Origin of the sequence: Archangium minus, from assembly GCF_044360475.1 — a bacterium.
Classification (GTDB): Bacteria; Myxococcota; Myxococcia; order Myxococcales; family Myxococcaceae; genus Archangium; species Archangium minus.
This window is the reverse complement of sequence record NZ_CP043494.1, coordinates 6,570,775-6,588,010: the sequence shown is the minus strand read 5'-3', so window position 1 is coordinate 6,588,010 and position 17,236 is coordinate 6,570,775. Positions and strand designations below refer to the sequence as shown.

General features: G+C 68.0%; 16 protein-coding genes. 10 read left to right on the top strand and 6 right to left on the bottom strand.

Annotated elements, in window-relative coordinates:
* The first annotated feature begins 3 nt into the window (after positions 1–3).
* The 6 genes from F0U60_RS26725 (at position 4) to F0U60_RS26700 (ending at position 6,637) form a co-directional block, all read left to right on the top strand.
* A complete protein-coding gene (locus F0U60_RS26725; protein WP_395825060.1) occupies positions 4–999 on the top strand; it encodes an LLM class flavin-dependent oxidoreductase in 996 nt (331 codons plus the stop codon).
* A gap of 57 nt (positions 1,000–1,056) precedes the next feature.
* Positions 1,057–2,046: a protocatechuate 3,4-dioxygenase gene (locus F0U60_RS26720; protein WP_395825056.1), complete on the top strand. Its 990-nt coding sequence runs from the start codon at positions 1,057–1,059 to the stop codon at positions 2,044–2,046.
* A gap of 164 nt (positions 2,047–2,210) precedes the next feature.
* Complete coding sequence (locus F0U60_RS26715) at positions 2,211–2,810, top strand: TetR/AcrR family transcriptional regulator (protein ID WP_395825052.1); 600 nt, start codon at positions 2,211–2,213, stop codon at positions 2,808–2,810.
* 7 nt (positions 2,811–2,817) lie between these two features.
* Positions 2,818–3,255, top strand: coding sequence for a hypothetical protein (locus F0U60_RS26710; RefSeq protein WP_395825050.1), 438 nt, complete (start codon positions 2,818–2,820; stop codon positions 3,253–3,255).
* Positions 3,252–4,727: a DUF3943 domain-containing protein gene (locus tag F0U60_RS26705; protein WP_395825047.1), complete on the top strand. Its 1,476-nt coding sequence runs from the start codon at positions 3,252–3,254 to the stop codon at positions 4,725–4,727. The genes F0U60_RS26710 and F0U60_RS26705 overlap by 4 nt, the downstream gene beginning before the upstream one ends.
* Before the next feature lie 59 nt (positions 4,728–4,786).
* Positions 4,787–6,637 carry an ATP-binding protein gene (locus F0U60_RS26700; RefSeq protein WP_395825044.1) on the top strand — a complete coding sequence of 617 codons (1,851 nt, stop codon included), beginning with the start codon at positions 4,787–4,789 and terminating at the stop codon, positions 6,635–6,637.
* A gap of 1 nt (position 6,638) precedes the next feature.
* On the opposite strand, the gene F0U60_RS26695 is transcribed toward F0U60_RS26700, so the two are convergent.
* From F0U60_RS26695 to F0U60_RS26685, 3 genes are read right to left on the bottom strand one after another with little or no spacing between them, the layout of a single operon-like run.
* Complete coding sequence (locus F0U60_RS26695) at positions 6,639–8,990, bottom strand: hypothetical protein (RefSeq protein WP_395825041.1); 2,352 nt, start codon at positions 8,988–8,990, stop codon at positions 6,639–6,641.
* A 13-nt stretch (positions 8,991–9,003) separates the two neighbouring features.
* The gene (locus tag F0U60_RS26690; protein ID WP_395825038.1) at positions 9,004–9,666 is read right to left on the bottom strand and encodes a hypothetical protein; all 663 of its coding nucleotides are present in this window, start codon (positions 9,664–9,666) and stop codon (positions 9,004–9,006) included.
* Positions 9,663–10,442, bottom strand: coding sequence for a hypothetical protein (locus F0U60_RS26685; RefSeq protein WP_395825035.1), 780 nt, complete (start codon positions 10,440–10,442; stop codon positions 9,663–9,665). The genes F0U60_RS26690 and F0U60_RS26685 overlap by 4 nt, the downstream gene beginning before the upstream one ends.
* 77 nt (positions 10,443–10,519) lie before the next feature.
* Between F0U60_RS26685 and F0U60_RS26680 the strand changes: the two genes are divergently transcribed.
* Entirely contained in the window at positions 10,520–11,005 is a 486-nt protein-coding gene (locus tag F0U60_RS26680; protein ID WP_395825032.1) for a hypothetical protein, read from the top strand.
* Positions 11,006–11,026: 21 nt separating this feature from the next.
* Here the strand turns inward: F0U60_RS26680 and F0U60_RS26675 are convergent, their stop codons facing one another.
* A complete protein-coding gene (locus F0U60_RS26675; protein WP_395825030.1) occupies positions 11,027–11,650 on the bottom strand; it encodes a nuclear transport factor 2 family protein in 624 nt (207 codons plus the stop codon).
* Between the two features lie 114 nt (positions 11,651–11,764).
* On the opposite strand from F0U60_RS26675, the gene F0U60_RS26670 reads away from it, so the two are divergent.
* Both F0U60_RS26670 and F0U60_RS26665 read left to right on the top strand, forming a co-directional pair.
* On the top strand, positions 11,765–12,838 hold the full coding sequence (locus F0U60_RS26670; protein WP_395825027.1) for a HEAT repeat domain-containing protein: 1,074 nt from the start codon (positions 11,765–11,767) through the stop codon (positions 12,836–12,838).
* Positions 12,839–12,892: 54 nt separating this feature from the next.
* Positions 12,893–14,149 carry a TonB C-terminal domain-containing protein gene (locus tag F0U60_RS26665; protein WP_395825023.1) on the top strand — a complete coding sequence of 419 codons (1,257 nt, stop codon included), beginning with the start codon at positions 12,893–12,895 and terminating at the stop codon, positions 14,147–14,149.
* Here the strand turns inward: F0U60_RS26665 and F0U60_RS26660 are convergent.
* Both F0U60_RS26660 and F0U60_RS26655 read right to left on the bottom strand, forming a co-directional pair.
* On the bottom strand, positions 14,146–14,856 hold the full coding sequence (locus F0U60_RS26660) for an MYXO-CTERM sorting domain-containing protein (RefSeq protein WP_395825020.1): 711 nt from the start codon (positions 14,854–14,856) through the stop codon (positions 14,146–14,148). The genes F0U60_RS26665 and F0U60_RS26660 overlap by 4 nt on opposite strands.
* Positions 14,857–15,087: 231 nt before the next feature.
* Complete coding sequence (locus F0U60_RS26655; protein ID WP_395825017.1) at positions 15,088–15,435, bottom strand: YtxH domain-containing protein; 348 nt, start codon at positions 15,433–15,435, stop codon at positions 15,088–15,090.
* A 244-nt stretch (positions 15,436–15,679) separates the two neighbouring features.
* On the opposite strand from F0U60_RS26655, the gene F0U60_RS26650 reads away from it, so the two are divergent.
* Positions 15,680–17,209, top strand: coding sequence for an acyl-CoA carboxylase subunit beta (locus tag F0U60_RS26650; RefSeq protein ID WP_395825014.1), 1,530 nt, complete (start codon positions 15,680–15,682; stop codon positions 17,207–17,209).
* Positions 17,210–17,236: the final 27 nt, after the last annotated feature.

Genomic DNA, 17,236 nt, shown 5'->3' with positions numbered 1-17,236 from the left:
GCCATGGTTCCGTTCTCTGTTCTCGATCTCTCCCCCATCCTCCAGGGCAGTGACGCCGCCCAGTCCTTCCGCAACACCCTGGACCTGGCACGGCATGCGGAGCGCTGGGGCTACCGCCGCTACTGGCTGGCCGAGCACCACAACATGCCCGGTGTCGCCAGCGCGGCGACCTCGGTCGTTATTGGCTATGTGGCCGGTGGCACGTCGACCATCCGCGTGGGCGCGGGCGGCGTCATGCTGCCCAACCACTCGCCGCTGGTCATCGCCGAGCAGTTCGGCACGCTGGCGTCCCTCTATCCGGGCCGCATCGACCTGGGGTTGGGGCGCGCGCCGGGCACCGATATGCTCACCGCCCGCGCCTTGCGTCGCGATCTGGCGAGCAACTCCGACGAGTTCCCGCAGGATGTGGTCGAGCTGCAGTCCTACTTCAAGCCCGCGGCGCCCAACCAGGCGATCCGGGCCGTGCCCGGCGCGGGCCTGAACGTGCCCATCTGGATCCTGGGCTCGAGTCTGTTCGGCGCCCAGCTCGCCGCAGCGCTCGGGCTGCCGTTCGCCTTTGCCTCGCACTTCGCGCCCGACCATCTGATGTCTGCCCTGCGGATCTACCGCAGCCAGTTCAAGCCTTCTGAAGCGCTCGAGAAGCCCCACGCCATGATCGGCGTCAACGTCTTCGCGGCGGAGACGGATGCGGAAGCCCGGCGGTTGGCCACCTCGGCGCAGATACAGTTCGTCAACCTGCGGCGCGGTCAGCCCGGCCCTCTCCAGCCACCCGTGGACAGCATGGAAGGGCGCTGGTCGGAGATGGAGAAGGCAGGCGTCGAGCATGCGCTCTCCTGGTCGGTCATCGGCTCCCCGGAGACCGTGCGCCGCGGGCTGGCGGACATCCTGGAGCGGACCGGCGCGGACGAGGTCATGGTGACGGCGCAGATCTACGACCACGCGGCTCGGCTGCGCTCGTTCGAGATCGCCGCCCAGGCCCGCGACTCGCTGGCGGGTTAAGGGAATCTTAATAAGTCGCGCCTACCGTGCTCTTCAGTTGTCCCTCTGGAGAGCACGATGACCAAGAAGACAAACACCCTGGTAGCGCGACAGCCCGCTGACTCCCTGCCCAGCCGGAGGCAGGCGCTCGGTGTCATTGGGGCCCTCGGCGCTTTCGGCGCCATGGTGATGCTGAGCTGCGGCGAGGACGATTCTGGCGGCGGAACGACGACGCCGGACGCGGGGTCGGGCGTCGTTGACCCCGGCTTCTGGGCGACCGGTGGCACCGCCGCGATGACCGCCGCCAGCACCTATCCGGATCCGTTCGCCGCGGGCCCCGGTACGACGTGCGCCCTGCTGTGCGAGGCGACCCTGGGCCCCTGCTACGCGGAGACGTTGGAGCGCAAGGACATCAGCGAGGGCCACGAGGGTCTGCCCGTGCGCCTCGTGTTCCTCGTGGTGGATGAGACCTGCAAGCCCATCCCCGGTGCGAGCGTCGACATCTGGCATGCCGCGCCGGAGGGGCTCTACTCGGGCGAGGACGCCAGCACGTTCTGCACCGCGGACGACCCGTCCGCCACCTCCGCCCGGTGGTTCCGTGGCGTCCAGACGACGGACGCGAACGGCCGGGTGGAGTTCGATACGTGCTTCCCCGGCTGGTACAGCAGCCGGACCATCCACATCCACTTCACGGTCCGTCTCAATGGCGAGGAGTACGTGACCTCCCAGCTCGTCTTCGATGATGCGCTGAACGACGACATCATCGGGACCCAGCCGCTCTACAAGGATCGCGGACCCCGGGACACGACGAACGCGACCGACAACGTCGTCTCCGAGGAGTCCGCTCCTGACTACATGCTCCAGACCCAGCGCATGTCGGACGGCGCGATGTTGGCCTGGAAGACGCTCGTCATCCGGTCCTCGCTCTCCAACGCGGCGTGCCAGATGCCGGGTGGCGGCGGTGGGGGCCCCGGCGGTCCTCCTCCGGGCGACGGTGGCGTGCGCCCCCCTCGCGGTGATGGCGGCATGGGTCCTCCTCCGGGTTGGGACGGCGGCACGGCCCCTTGAAAGGGGTGGTGGTGCACACACCCACCTCCGCTTGAATACCCCGCGCCAACCCCCCTTGTCGCAGGTTGGCTTGCATCCCATATTCCTGAGCCCTATATCCCGGGCTCAGGATTATGAACCCGCGTTCAACATCTCGAACCAAGCCTCAGTCCCTCCGGGTTCGGATGAAGGAGGAGGCGCGCGCCGCCATCCTCGACGCGGCCGAGCAGGTCCTGTCCGAGCAGGGCCTCCACGCCACGCGCATGGACGACATCGCCGCGCAGGTGGGGGTCTCGGTCGGGACGCTCTACAATTATTTTGAGGATCGTCAGCAGCTCCTGCTGGCACTGCTTGAGGTGCGCGCCAGGGATCTGCTGGCCCTGCTCGACGCGGAGCTGGAGCAGAGCCAGGGCTCGCCGTACCGCGCCCGGCTGTACGGCTTCCTCCGCTGCGTCCTCGAGCATTCCCAATCCCACTTCCGGCTGTTCAGTGTCCTCCTGGAGGAGGGGCCGCGGCACAGTCGTCCCAAGGACGAGCCGGCCCAGCGCCGTTACCAGCAGGAGCTCGCGCGCGAGCTCCTCCGCCGCGTCGAGCTCCTGTGCGAGGACGGTCTGAGACAGGGGGCCCTGCGGCCCGAGGACGTCCGGCACTACCCCATGTTGCTGCTGGGCATGGTCCACAGTGTCCTATTCCAACAATTCCACATGAAGCAGCCCGTTCCGGTCGATGAGTCCATCGCGCCGTTGCTGCGCTGCTTCCTCGATGGCGCCACCCCGCGCCCGTGAGCAAGCCATGCTGACGACGCTTCTGACTGCCACTGTGATGGCAACAGCCCCGGTCTCCTCCCCACCTCAGCAGGAGACGCGGCCGGCGCCGATCGTCGAAGCAAAGCCGGAGCCCTCCATGCGGAGCCGGGCGCCCATCATGGCGGGGGTCGGCGCGACCCTCGCGCTCTCCGGCACGGTGCTCTGGATCGCCGGTAACTTCCAGCAGGGGCTGACCGCCTCGCCTCGCCAGAACTCCGGTGAGCTCACCCCCGCGGCGCGGACCGCGCAGCAGAACCTGCTGGGAGGGGTGGCGTTGACGCTCGTCGGGGCGTGCGTCGTGGGCGTCTCGGCGGTGATGTGGAGTGGGGCGCCTCCTCCGGAGCGGCCGCGCAGCAATGTGTCCGCGTCCGTCATGATTGCGCCGAACGGGGGTGGGGTGTCCCTGACGGGTACCTTCAAGTGAGAGGGGGAGGGCTGCTGGCGCTGTTGTGCGTGTGTGGAACGCTCGCGCGCGCCGAGGGCTCGCCGCCCTCCGTTCCCGATGAATCAAGCGCCGTGCTCGTGCCGGTGCCCGCATTGCCCGTGGAGGTGCCGGTACTGCCCGCGGATGCGCCCGTGCGGACGAATTACCTCGTCCCGGCCATCGAAGCGACGGCGGTGAACCTCGGCCTCTTCTCCTTCCACAACCTCATCTCCCGCGAGCCGTTCGCGCTGATCTCCTGGGAGACGGTGCGCAGCCACCTCGATGGCACGGATGGCTGGACGTTCGACGTCGACAACTTCGTCACGAACCAGTTCGCCCACCCGTACCACGGCTCGTTCACCTTCGCCGGAGCGCGGTCCTCGGGCGTGCCGTTCTGGCAAGCGGGCCTCTACACCTTCTTCTCCAGCCTGGTGTGGGAGTACTTCGCGGAGAACGAACCGCCCTCCATCAATGATCAGATCACCACGACGCTCGGCGGTGTCTTCCTGGGCGAGGTCCTTCACCGGACGTACAGCGTCCTGACGGAGCCACAGGGAGGGAAGGTGAGCACGGTTCGGAGGCTCGCCGGGGTGCTCGTCAGTCCGGCCTCGTCCCTGAATGACTGGATCTTCGGCGGCGAGATGAATCCGGGCGACATCGACTCGTCTCCGCCGCTCTATGGAGAAATCGCACCGGGCGTGAGCCTGATGACGCGCTTCGTGGACAGGACGGGCGCCGAGCGGTTCCCGCTGCTGACCCAAGGGCCCCAGGTCTCCTTCTCGGGAGAGCTCACCTACGGAGCGCCGGGAGATCCCCAGTGGCGCTACCGCCACCCCTTCTCCTATTTCGACGCGACCGCGGGGGTGACCTTCCCCGGGACCCTCATGGCGAATCTCCACATCCGGGGACTCGTCGCGGGGGCCCAGTACGGCGGCCAGGAGAGCTCGACGCGCGGGCTCTGGGGGCTGTTCGGCCTCTACGACTACGGCGCGAACCACATCGTGCGGGTGTCGTCCGTGGGGGTGGGCTTCGGGACCACGCTGCAGACGCGGATCAGCAGCCGGTCGTTCCTGCAGGGCACCGCCATTCTGGGCGGACTGGGATTCGCCGCGGCGGGAAACCTCGGCTTGGATCCGTCCATCCCGCGCGACTACCACATCGGACCGGGAGCGCAGGCCGTCCTGGAGGCGAAGCTGGTGCGCCTGGGTCTAGGCATGCTCCGAGTGCGGGCGAAGAACTGGTGGGTGACGGGAGCGTACTCGGAGCCCCGAGAGGGTTTCGAGTCCATCGCCTACCTCACCTGGGATGGCCGTGTGCGGGTCGCACCTGGACTGGCAGTGGGGTTGGAGATCCCCATGGCCTTGCGCGCCTACGATTTCGGTCCGACTCACCATCAAGTGATTGGCGGAGGAGGGCTGCGCCTGACCTTGAGTTACATGTCCGACGATAACTTCGGAATCTCAGGCTTCTGAGGGGACCGGGCCGGAAGGCTCCCTGTCGCAGGGGGGCCGTGTGCGCTATAAAAGGAGGAATGAGCCAGGGGTCGCGTGCGTGGTTGCTCAGACGACTGGATGCGTTCCTGACCGAGGAACAGCGCCGCTCCCCACCGGACGAGCTCAGCCGCTACCGCTTGCTGGTGGGGGGCACACTCTTCCTGGTGGCATTCAACCTGGCGCTGGCGCTGTCGGCGTCACTCTTCCAGGACATCAGCCTGCCTCGCTTCGTGCACGGGCTGGCGATGGCGGCGCTCTTCGGAATGGTGCTGGTGGTCCTGCGCCGGGGGAGCTCGATCCGGCCCGCGGCCATGATGGTGTGCGGCCTGTTCGTGAGCGGATACGTCTCGGCCACCTTCTCGATGCCCCATCCCGCCATCGCCTCGCACGCGACCGTCATGCTCATTCCGGCCCTGGCCGTCTACCTGATGGGGCCACGGCTGGGGCTCATCATCACGGGGGTCTTGTGCCTCAACGCGAGTGTTCTCCTCCCGCTGTGCCTGTCGGGGTTCGGCTCCCTGGAGCCGATCTTCGCCCAGCCCAGGTTGTGGGCCGCAGGCGTGATGGATTCCCTGGTCCTGCTGCTCGGCTGGGGGGTGAGCTCACTGTTCTGCGCCGCGCGCGACGAGGCGATCGCCACGGTTCGCGAGAGCGAGCGCAAGCTGATCAGCCTCGTTGAGAGCACGGATGACCCGGTCTGTTCGCTCGACCCACAGGGGCGCATCGTCACCGCCAACTCCGCGGCGAGGCGGATGTTCCGCGAGGCGTTCGGCCGGGAAGTGAAGTCGGGGGATGCGCTGGACGAGCAGGCCACGGAGGAGCGGCGTGCCGAGTGGCGCGCGGTCCTGGCTCGGGCCTTCGGGGGCCAGTCCGTCCGCTACGACGTCCCCTTCCGGGTGGGGGAGCGCTCCATCAATCTGGATCTCTCCCTCCACCCCATTCAGGGCAACAAGGGGCAGGTGATCGGCGTGACCTTGTTCGGCCGGGACGTGAGCGATCGCAAGGCGGCCGAGGCCCGGCTGGACGAGCTGCACCGCAACCTGGTGGACATGTCTCGCCGGGCGGGCATGGCGGAGGTGGCCACCGGGGTCCTGCACAACGTGGGCAACACGCTCAACAGCGTCAACGTCTCGGCCACGCTCGTCATCGAACGGCTGCGCGGTTCGCGGGTGCCCCTGCTGGTGCGTGCCGTGGAGCTGCTGCGCGCGCACGAGGCGAAGCTGCCGGCCTTCCTGACGGAGGACGACCGGGGTCGCAAGCTCCCGGAGTACCTCTCCACTGTGTCGCAACACCTGGCGGGAGAGGTCGAAGCGCTCCTGGCAGAGATGCAGGGGCTGGCGCGCAATGTGGAGCACATCAAGTCCGTGGTGAGCATGCAGCAGGAGCACGCGCGCTACGGCGGCAGGGTGGAGCAGGTGACGGTGCCCGAGCTCATCGACGACGCGCTGCGCCTCAACGCGACCTCCTTCGAGCGGCTGGGCATTCGCGTCCACCGCGAGTGTGAGGACGTGCCCCCAATGGAGGTGGATCGGCACAAGCTGCTGCAGATCCTGGTGAACCTGCTGGGCAACGCGCGGCACGCGCTGGTGGAGAGCGGGCGCGCGGACAAGCAGCTCTCCCTCCGCGTGCGCAGGGAAGGGGAGGCGTGTTTGCGCATCGAGGTGGCCGACAACGGGGTGGGCATCGCGCCGGAGCACCTACCCCGGCTCTTCGTTCATGGCTTCACCACGAAGAAGGACGGGCACGGCTTCGGGCTGCACGCCAGCGCGCAGGCCGCCGAGGAGATGGGAGGCCGGCTCGGCTGCGCGAGCGGGGGGCGCGGCCAGGGCGCCACCTTCACGCTCGAGCTGCCCCTGCGCGCGCGGGAGGTCCAGGCCGCCTCGGCCTGACTCAGTTCCGGTACAGCAGGAACAGCGGCATGTCGATGGAGACGCCCGCGTTGACCCGCCAGGCCGGGTGGGGCGTCACGCCCCCCGCGTCGAGGTCATACGCCGCGCTCACCGAGAGCGTGAAGGGTGTCCTCGGGAACATGCCCTTGAGCCACAGGCCGGGGCTGATCGCCTCCGCCACGCGCGGCGCCTTGCGCTCCTCCATGCCGACGAAGTTGGTGTAGCCCGCCAGGTCGATGGCTTGGAAGAACAGGCTCCAGGTGAGCCCGGCTCGGCCCAGTTGGTAGTCCACGCCGAAGGGCACCAGCACCCGCGGCTTGAACGGATCTCCCCCGGGGGCGCCGGAGAGGTAGTAGGCACCACCAAACCCCACCATGCCGCTCAGCGAGACGAAGTGGTGTACGTCCGGATCGCTCCGCCACCGCCAGCTCCCCACCGGCGTGGTCGAGGCGAGGATGACGGCCTTCACCTCCTCGGCGTCCTTGGCGTCGGCGAGCGCTACCAGCAGGCCTCCATACCGGGTGAATCCGTCCGGCAGGCAGATGCAGGGTCGCCGCTCGCATCGCCACTCGGAGGCTTGGGCCTCGGGCTCCGTCATCGCCGGGGCCTTCCAGACCTCCGCCTGATTGCACCGACTCGCGGCTTCGTCACCGTACCGGCTGGTCCTGCTGGAGATGGCCTGGTGCTCGAGCAGCAACTGGTACACGGTGGTGATGTCCCGGGCGATCGCCGCCACCACCATGCGCAGCACGTCCCGCGAGGCCAGGAGCACGGTGCGCGCCTCGAGCAGGGCCTTCTGGTTCTCCTCCACCTGGAGGTTGGAGTTCGGCATCCACCCGCCCAGCAGCCTGTTGAGGCGGAGCACCCCATCCAGCGCCACATCCGCCGCATCGAGCGCCGACACGCCCTCCTGCGCCAGCAGCCGGGTGGCCTCGGCGATCTGCGCGGGCGTCCCATCCTGAGACACCGCCCCGAGCCGCCGCGCCTGCTCCACCAGTTGCTGCAGGTCCGTTGAGACCGTGGCGATTCCCTCCGCCGACTCCGAGAGCGGTGCGGCGAGTGCAGCCCAGACCTTCAACCGCGACTGCGTTCCAATCGGTTCGTACACCCAGCCGCAGCTCTCCCGCTGGAGCGAGAGCAGCATCACGGCCAGGCCTCGGGCTCGCGAGTCCATCTGGGGAACGAGGCCCCGGTTGGCGTCGTTCACCAGCTCGATGTAGCGCGTGAAGGAACCGGGCATGGCGCTGACGCACGCGAGCCGCGTGTAGAGCTTCGAGACAGTGGCAGGCACGCCCGGCTCCAGGGGGAGGGCCTCGAGCCGGCGGGACAGCGTGTCCAGTGCGCGGACCGGGTGCACGCCCCCGATCATCGCGTCGACCAGCTCTCGGACGGCCGGCGCGGCGCGTGCGTACTTGCGCCCATCCGCCTCGAAGACAACCTCGAAGGCCAGGTGCGAGGGGATGGCTCGGAGGTCCTCCTCCACCGTCTTGCGCAGCAGCGCGAGCGAGGCCGTTCCTCCCGCCCCGAGCGACGCCGCGAAGACATTGTTGTGCGCCGCGGTGCAGGTGCTCGGCAGCCAGTCCCGGATGTGCCCCCGCATCTGGCCCCAGGTGTCCTTCACCTCCCGGGCGCAGATCCGCTCGTCGAACTCGAGGAGCACGTACAGCACGGCCTCGGCCTCGGCACGATCCTGGAGCGCCAGGGCCAGTCCTTTGAAGAGCTGATCCAGGAACGCGCTCAGCTCAATTCCCGGCAGCAGGCCCGCCAGGCTGGCGGCGGTCTCCACCCCCGCGTTCAAGGAGAGCCTGGAGCTCGCGAGGTCCAACACCCCCTGGGTGGCGGCCAGCTCATCCTGCTGCGCCTGCGGGGAGGACTTCGACAGCTTCACGGTGGCGAGCGCGGACTCCATCGAGGCCAACGCCTGGAGGAGCGGCTCCCGCGCACTGAAGTACGCGGCCAGCACCAGGGCGTCCGAGTCCAACAGCGTCGCCGCGTCGAACTCGGTCGCGTTGGGGCCGTGGTAGCGCGTGCACCAGCTCGCAACCTCGGGAGTGGACTGAAGGTTCGTGCACACCCCACGGATGCGCTCGGAGAGGTTGCCCCGAAGCGGACCCCACCATTGGGCGAAGGCGCTCATCGCGTCGAGGGTGGGCTGCATGCGGGTGCCCGAGAGGGAAGGGGAGCCGCCTCCGGTGGTGCTGCTCACGGGCATGCCGTTGTCAGCGTTGAGCCCAGCGCCGATCGGGGCTCCGGGTGGAGGCCCCGCCACTTGAGGAATCTGCTTGGAGGCCGCGAGCGTGGCGGTGGAGAGCAGCAGCGCCAGGGCCACGCCAGTTCGTGCGAGCGGATGCATCCAGACTTCCTTTCTAGACATCAAAGCCCAGCGCGCGCATGGCCTCGACCATGTCGTCGCTGGAGAACGCAATGGCCTCACCCTGCTGGGTGTCGGCATGGAAGGCGCGGTGCAGACCGATGACCTCCTCGGGGAGATCCGGGCCTGAGCTCCGCAGCAGCGGGCCTCCGCTGAAGGCTGGGAGGTTGGTTGCGGGGTAGTGGAGGAGCCCCTCCTCGTCGACAGTGACGGTGATGGGGATGGACACCTGGGCGCGCGGCTGAATCAGGGTCCAGCCCCACAGCGCGGCGCTCCCTTCTTTCTCCGAGTCGACGACCAGAGGCGGCTGCATGGGCCCGCAGACCTCCCAGGGCATGCGGAGCACCGCCAGATCCGTGGAGGGCACGTAGCCGGCGTGCTCGACAAAGCGCGAGGGAATCACGACGGCATCGGCCCACGCCCGCACATTGCCCAGCTCCACCTTCACCTGGGCCGCGGCGAAGAGCCGAGCGCCCGCGCGGAACATCACCGCGTGAGCCACCGTCACCACCAGGCGCGGATGGACCAGGAGCCCACTGGCTGCTTGAGAGCGGTTCCAGGCGAAGGACTCGAGGCACGCCACTGGCGTGAAGCTCCCCGTGAGCGGCTGGTTCGGAAAGAAGCGAGCGAGCCTCGCCGCCGACCAGCCTCCGATCATTTCGTCACCGGGATGGAATGTTCGACGCCATCAACGTCGACCGAGATCGCCTCCGGCAGCGGCGGAGCACCGGGCACCTGCTCCACCCGGAACTCCAGGCAGGGGTGGGTCGGCCACCGGCGGGGCGCATCCACCAGCCGGACCTGCTTCACCCCCTCGAGCCGCTGGAGCTCGGGCAGCTTTCGCAGCGCAGCCGCGCGCAGCTGCTCGAACGAACCCGGCGAGGAGGCGTTTGTCGAGGGAGGTGTCGTCGGGGTCACCTGCACGGGATTGCCCGGTAGGACAGGGGTCAGCGCCGAGGGCATCTGGCTCGCCAGGGCGGAACGGGTTCGCCGCACCTCGGTCAGCACGTTGAGCAGCTCGTACCAGAAGGACGAGCCGACGGCGGAGGCCGCGCCGGTGAGCAGCACCTGCGCCACGAAGCTGAAGTGGAGCTCGGAGAGCTCGGGCCAACCGCACGAGCCCAGGAAGGCGTTCGCCCCCGTCAGCAGCGCAATCAGGATGCCGATGAACAGGGTGTTCTCGGCGTTGGCGGCTCGCGTGAGCCGATCCACCTCGTTGCTGCCGAGCGAGACCGGCAACACCGGCTTGGAATCGACGTAGGCCTCACCGGTCCGCAGGTCGATCTGGATGTTCCCAGCTTTCTTCTTCCGCTTGCCGAGCGCCACTCTCGGCCGGAGCGGTTGCCAGTCCCGCCGCTTGAACACGGCTGCGAGGCGCTCGGAGCTCAGGGAGAGCACGAACAACACCAGGAGGCCTCGCAGCAGGAGTTCCATCACCTCTGACTATACTCCGCGCATGGGCCGGTTGTGTTTGAAGCTCGTCATGCTGCTGCCGCTCGTCACCGCGGCGTGTGCCACCTCGGTGGCCCCGGGGCAGCCCCGAGGCACTGGAGATCTCCAAGGGCCTGCGGTTCGAAGCTCCCGCCATCGACAAGCCGGCGGCGGAGTTCGTCTACCACTACCGGATGGATGCTCGGGGAGGCCTGGGCGGCGCGATGACGTTGAACCTCCAGCCCATGGCCTTCCTGTCACGCCGGCTGGACATCGGGTTCCACGCCGCCTTCGGCACGGGCCCGGCTGAGCTCAATGGCTTCATCGGGTACCAGCACTTCGCGTCCACCTGGGCCGTGCCCTATGTGCGGATGATGCTCGGAGGGATTCCGGCGGCGCCCCCCGGCATGGGGTTCAACTACGGCGGGGAGCTCGGGTTGAAGCTGTGCCTGGGACCGATCGGACACCTGGAGTTCGCCGCCGGCTCTTCGAGGGCCAGTCCGCTCCATGCCTCGGTGGGACTGGGGCTGAACGCGATCTTCCTCCTGCTCCTCGGCCTGCACTGAGCGGGGCGGATCAGCCCTTGGTCAGCCCTTGGAGGGTGGGAGGTACTTCGCCGGCAGCGGCTGGTCGGGCGTCTCCGACGTCCAGGCGACCGTCAGCACCCACCAGCGCTTGCCATCGTTGAAGAGCTGGATGCTGTTGACGCCGCGCATGAAGGGCTTGGGCTCTTCCCCGCGAAAGGCCTCGTAGGTGCTGAAGACGTGCACGAGGCCACCGAAGCGCTCCTCGACACGGTGGACCTCCCGCTCGCGGAACCCCTCCTCGACGAGCATCTTCCCGGACTGGGTGATGTACTCCTCGGGGGTGATCATCCGGTAGCCGATGGTGCCGTCCTTGCGCTTGCCGGAGGGGATCAGCCGCGCACCGGGAGCGAAGAGCGAACGGAAGCGATCCCAGTCACGCGCCTGGCCCTTGGGTCCGGAGATGACGTCGTAGAGCGCAGCCACGATCGCCTCCGGCGTGGCCACGTCCTCCGGCTTCGCCGCCGGGGAAGCGGTGGCCTGGGCGGGCGCGGCCGGAGCGGGGACAGTAGGGGAGGGCGGTGGGGTGGGCTTCTTGGGCTCGGCGGCGAACGCCGGAGCCATCACACCGGAGGAGAGCAGCGCGGCGACGAGCGGCCACACGCGAGGCTTGAGAGTGGAGTGCATGGGCATCCTCTGGACTGCGGGGACTTCGCATCATGGCCCACCCCCCTCGCGACGGCGAGCACTCCGACACTACAGTCGCGAGCCCTGTCTCCATGCCGAGCACGGAGGGAACCCGTGAAACGCCTCGTCGCCAGTCTTGCCCTTCTCACCGCGTGCACCACCACCACCCGTCAGGCCGAGCCACCCGCCGCCGCCCCCCCGCCCCAGGCCACGGCGCCCACACCTCCCAGTCCCATCTTCACGTTCGGAGGCGTGGAGATCTTCGGCTCGCGCAAGGTGCCCAAGGAGAAGCTGCTCGAGCTCATGGTGTTTCCGGCTCCGGGTACGCCCGTCGATACCAGCAAGCAGGAGTTCATCCAACAGCTCATGGAGAGCAAGAAGCGCATCACCTCGGCGTACTCCTTCGCCTACAGCAGGATGTCGGTGGTCCAGTGGGCACCGACGCACACGGTCCGGGTGACCGTGGATCTGGTCGATACCGGAGACGAGTGGCGCATGGCCTTTGCCCCCGAGCCACAAGGGGACGTCCCCGATCCGGACGGGCTCATGGCGGCCTGGAAGGATTGGCTCAAGAAGCTCTGGAAGTTGCGGAGCGAGGGCGTGCTTCCCGGGGAGACGGGTCCGTGCCGTGCCCCCATCGGGTGTTACGGGAGGTTCGATCACCCCGAACTCGAGCCTCTGGAGCAGCGCTTCATCGACGGTGTGCCACGCAACGTCGACGCGCTCGTGCGGGTGATGCGTGAGGACCGGGACGCGCGCAAGCGAGAGACCGCAGTCATGCTCCTGGGCTACATGACCTCGCGAGAGGAGTTCGTGCGAGCCGTCCTCCCGTCGGTGCGTGACTCCGACCAGGGCGTGCGCAACGAGGCGCTGCGCCTGCTCGGTGCGGCACAGAAGGACCAGAAGCGCGTCATCATTCCGTTAGAGACTGTACTCGAGGCGCTCTGGTTCCCTTCGGCGACCGATCGCAACAAGGCGGGCTGGGCGCTCGTGCGCATCGTGGAGACCGAGGGGGCCGTCCACCGCCAGCAGATCCTCGACAAGGTGGGCAAGGTGCTTCTGGAGATGGCGGGCGCGCAGCAGGAAATCGATCACCAGCCCGCTCGTAAGGTGCTCGCCCTGCTGTCGGGACAGGATTTTGGTGACGACGTGGCGGCCTGGCGCCGTTGGGTCGAGCAGGCGCGCTGAGAGGAGGGAAGAGAGTTTGTGCGGAAGGTGCATCTCTGCCAGCGTGGTGTCCCGATGCGGCGCTCCCGCCTGCTCCAGGCCCTGCTCGTCTCACTGGCCCTCCATGTGGGCCTGGGGCTCGTGCTGTACCTGACACCGCCCGCGGAGCTCGGGTCGCCCTCGAACCGCCAGCAGGAGCCCCTCCAATTCGAGGTGGTCGAACGCACACCGCCTCCGAGCGCCGAGCCTCCCCGTTCCCCCCCTTCCGTGGTGAAGCCACCGCAACCGCCGCGAGGCCCCCGTCAGCCGCCCCGAGCCTCGGCCCCACCCGATCCTTCGCCCCCCCCCGCGCCCATCCCGCCCGAGGCCGAGGCCTCGGCGCCACCCGAAGTCGTGCCAGATGTACCCCGCGCCGTGCGACTGTTCCCGGGCCCTGGAGGACTCGCCGTGGCGCCCCCCGCCAGCACGCCTCCGGGAGCCTCCACGGGAGGACGCACGTGGAGGCCAGGCGACGGGCCCACTGCCGAGCAGCAACTGGCCGAGGAACGCGAGCGGGTCCGGGGCCGGGTCCAGGGATTCCTCGACGACGGCATGGCGGTGCTACGCGTGGAGAACGGCCTCGTCGACAGCTTCTTCGGGGAGATGGACACGGCGCTGGAGAAGGGGCTCTCGGGCGCGCCGCTCTTCGCGTACGACGGGGTGATCAAGCACTTCTTCAAGCCAGGTCCCGGGATGATTCAAGGCCTGCAGGAGCTGCAAAAGAGCGCCGAGAACTTCGGTGCGACGGGCAATCCGTACTCGCAGGGGGGCTCCATAGGGGCGACGGACCGGCTGGAGGACGTGGCGCACAAGGGGACGACGGGCAAGCGAGCCCGAACATCAGGCCTCTCGAACGTCGACAGGCTCGATGGGTACAGCAAGGGCGCCGGTACATTGCACGCGGAGCTCGATCTCGAGCAGTCACGCACGGGGCAGGTGCTGTCGGTGAAGTTGAGCAGGAGCTCTGGCAATCCGCTCTTCGATGCGTACGTCCTCGAAAAGGTGCCCGAGTCCCTGGCGAAGCTCCCACCCGCGCCCGAGCACTTCGCCAAGAGGGCAAAGGGAGAGTCCGTGCGCAGTGTCTGGGCCATCGATGGGCACGTGAGCTTCGCGCGGACCCTCAAGGTCACGAAGCTCGACGCGCTCAATGCCGGGGATGCGGCCTACCTCTCGGGACTCATGGCACTGGGAGTGCTGTCGGGCAACTTCGACGAGGTGCGCGGCGAGGTGATCGTCCCGGACATCCGGAGGCCGCACTTCGACATCCGGACCGAGTTGCTGCGCGTGTATTAGCGGCGAGGCCGGCGGCGAAGAGCCCCGAGCCCGAGCACCGACAGCACCATCAGGGCGACTCCCCCGGGTCCACCCGCGGCACAGCCCCAGCCGAGGGGCGACTCCAGCGGGCCTGGGTCATCGGTAGTCCCCATCCCGCCGTCCTGGGAGGAACCACCGTCAGTGAAGGTTCCACCGTCTGACGGTGTGCCAGGAGAACCCCCATCGGTTCCCGCGTCGGCCGTGCCACTGTCCGGTGTGCACACACCGCCGGGAAGTGCCGCGGGCGCATCGCCCGTGCTCCCATCCTCGAGCAGCACGAGGACGCCATCCGAGGACACGTAGGTGGACAGGCCCGCGCCGTTGGTCGCGCGAATGGTGACGTAGTAGCGCTGTCCGCGGGTGAGGTTGAGGTCGTACAGGGTTTCCGACAGAAGGAGCTCGCGGGGTTCGAACACTCGGACCTCGGTACCGCATGGCCGGGTGCCGATGGCGCGCGCATAGCCGCTGATGCCCGACTCGGGATCGGAGAACCGAGGCGATTGGCCCCAGTCGGCCTGAAGGATGTTGGTGTAGTCCTGCGTGTCCCTTTCCCTGTCGGGGCCGCCGAGTCCATCCAGGACGATCCCCGGGCTTGGTGGCGAGGTGTCAGCCTGTGGTTGGCTCCACGCGACGAGCGGCAGAAGGGCGAGACCGACGGCCACGCCGCCAAGTACGCGAGGGAACACGGATTCCTCCAGGGGATGACACAGCGCCTCCCACAGCCTCCACAAGAAGACCGTGAGGCGCCAGCCCCGGAGAGCCCCGAACCCAATCACTTCAGATATTTGCAATACAAAGAGGCCCGGGAGGCAGGCGAGTAGCCGCCACCGGACCTCGCTCCATGGAATCCCGGCCAGGAGGGCAGGGAAGCACAACCTCGGGCTCCCCACCCTCTCTAGAGGGTATCCAGGCAACTACTAGGCGCTGGCGGTCTTCTCCGAGCCCACGGCGATGCCCTGCTTGCCGAGGTAGCCCATGGCCTTGTCCTTCACGTCCGTGCGCAGCTCGGTGCCCGTCTTGGGCGCGAGCAGGAGGGCGGCGATGCCACCGACGGCGCAGCCGATGACGAACGCGCCAACGCCGGCGAACGAGCTGCGGGCGGGCTTGTAGGTGGTGAGGCCCACGTAGCGCAGCACGTCATCGGGGTCGAACTCCTCCCACTGCCCCTTGGCGTACTGGGGAAGGTCCTTGAGGATCTTCTTGGCGAGGTACTTCCGGTACACGTCGCTCTTCACCGCAAACTTGGCCTTCTTCGCGAACAGCATTCCGTCCTCCTCCTGACAGCCACTCGAAGAGAGGTGGCCTCCCCCAGGGCAGCCCACCCCTATGGAGTGACAAGGTAGGGAGGGGCGAGCGAGGTGGCACCCCCTGGGCAACGTGTCTGTAACTCGGAAATGGGGGCAGGCGTCGGCTGGAAGTCAGAGCAGGACTTTGACGCGCCGTGCCCAGGCTTGGAGTGAACGGAGACAGCAGCCAGGCGAGCACCTTTCTGCTATGCCCCCCGGCGCCATGTCATTCGATCAGAAGCTGCTCGAGAAGATCGCCCAGGTGGAGAAGGGCGGGGCTGAGAAGTACCACGCGAAGAACCGGGAGACGGGCAAGCTGTTTGCCCGCGAGCGCATCCGGCTGCTGGTGGACGAGGGCTCGTTTGTCGAGGACGCGAAGCTCGCCAACAACCTGGACCCGGAGCTTCCCTCGGATGGCGTCATCATTGGAGTGGGGAAGGTCGCGGGGCGTCCGGTGGCGATCATGGCCAACGACTCCACGGTGAAGGCGGGGAGCTGGGGCGCGCGCACGGTGGAGAAGATCCTCCGCATCCAGGAGACGGCGAAGCAGCTGCGCTGTCCGCTGCTGTACCTGGTGGACTCGGCGGGGGCGCGCATCACGGACCAGGTGGAGATGTTCCCTGGCCGCCGGGGCGCGGGCCGCATCTTCTATAACGAGGTGCACATGTCCGGCGAGGTGCCGCAGGTGTGCCTGCTCTTCGGGCCCTCGGCGGCGGGCGGCGCGTACATCCCGGCCTTCTGTGACATCGTCATCATGGTGGACGGCAACGCCTCCATGTACCTGGGCAGCCCGCGCATGGCCGAGATGGTCATTGGCGAGAAGGTGACACTCGAGGAGATGGGCGGCGCGAAGATGCACTGCTCGGTGTCCGGCGTGGGCGACATGCTGGTGAAGACGGAGCAGGAGGCGATCGAAGCGGCGAAGAAGTACATCTCCTTCTTCCCGGAGAACTTCACCCAGGCGCCGCCGCGAACCGATCCCATGCCGCCCAAGAGCAGCGGCAAGCGGGTGGACGAGATCATCCCCGCGGACCAGAACAAGCCCTTCGACATGTACGCGCTCATCAACGAGCTCATCGACGAAGGGAGCTGGTTCGAGGTGAAGAAGCTCTTCGCCCAGGAGCTGATTACTGGCCTGGCGCGCATCGGTGGCCGACCGGTGGGCATTGTCGCCAACCAGCCCAAGTACAAGGGCGGCGTGCTCTTCGTGGACTCGGCGGACAAGGCGGCGCGCTTCATCTGGCTGTGTGACGCCTTCAACATCCCGTTGCTGTACCTGGCGGACGTGCCGGGCTTCATGATCGGCACCAAGGTGGAGCGTGCGGGCATCATCCGCGCTGGCGCGAAGATGATCTCCGCCGTCTCCGAGGCCAGCGTGCCGAAGATCTGCGTGGTGGTGCGCAAGGCGTACGGCGCGGGCCTTTACGCCATGAGCGGCCCAGGCTTCGCTCCGGATGCGACCCTGGCGCTGCCGCAGGCGATGATCGCCGTGATGGGTCCCGAGGCCGCGGTGAACGCGGTGTACTTCAACAAGATCCAGGAGAAGCCCGAGGCCGAGCGAGCCGCCTACGTCCAGCAGCTCCGGGACGAGTACCGTCAGGACGTGGACATCTACAAGCTGGCGAGCGAGCTGGTGGTGGATGAGATCGTCCCCGGCGACCGGCTGCGCCAGGAACTCCTGCAACGTTATGAGTTGTATTCTCGGCGCTTCCAGCCCCGGGAGACGAAGAAGCACGGCGTCTACCCGGTTTGATAGCCCCTTACCCCCCTCTGCTATACA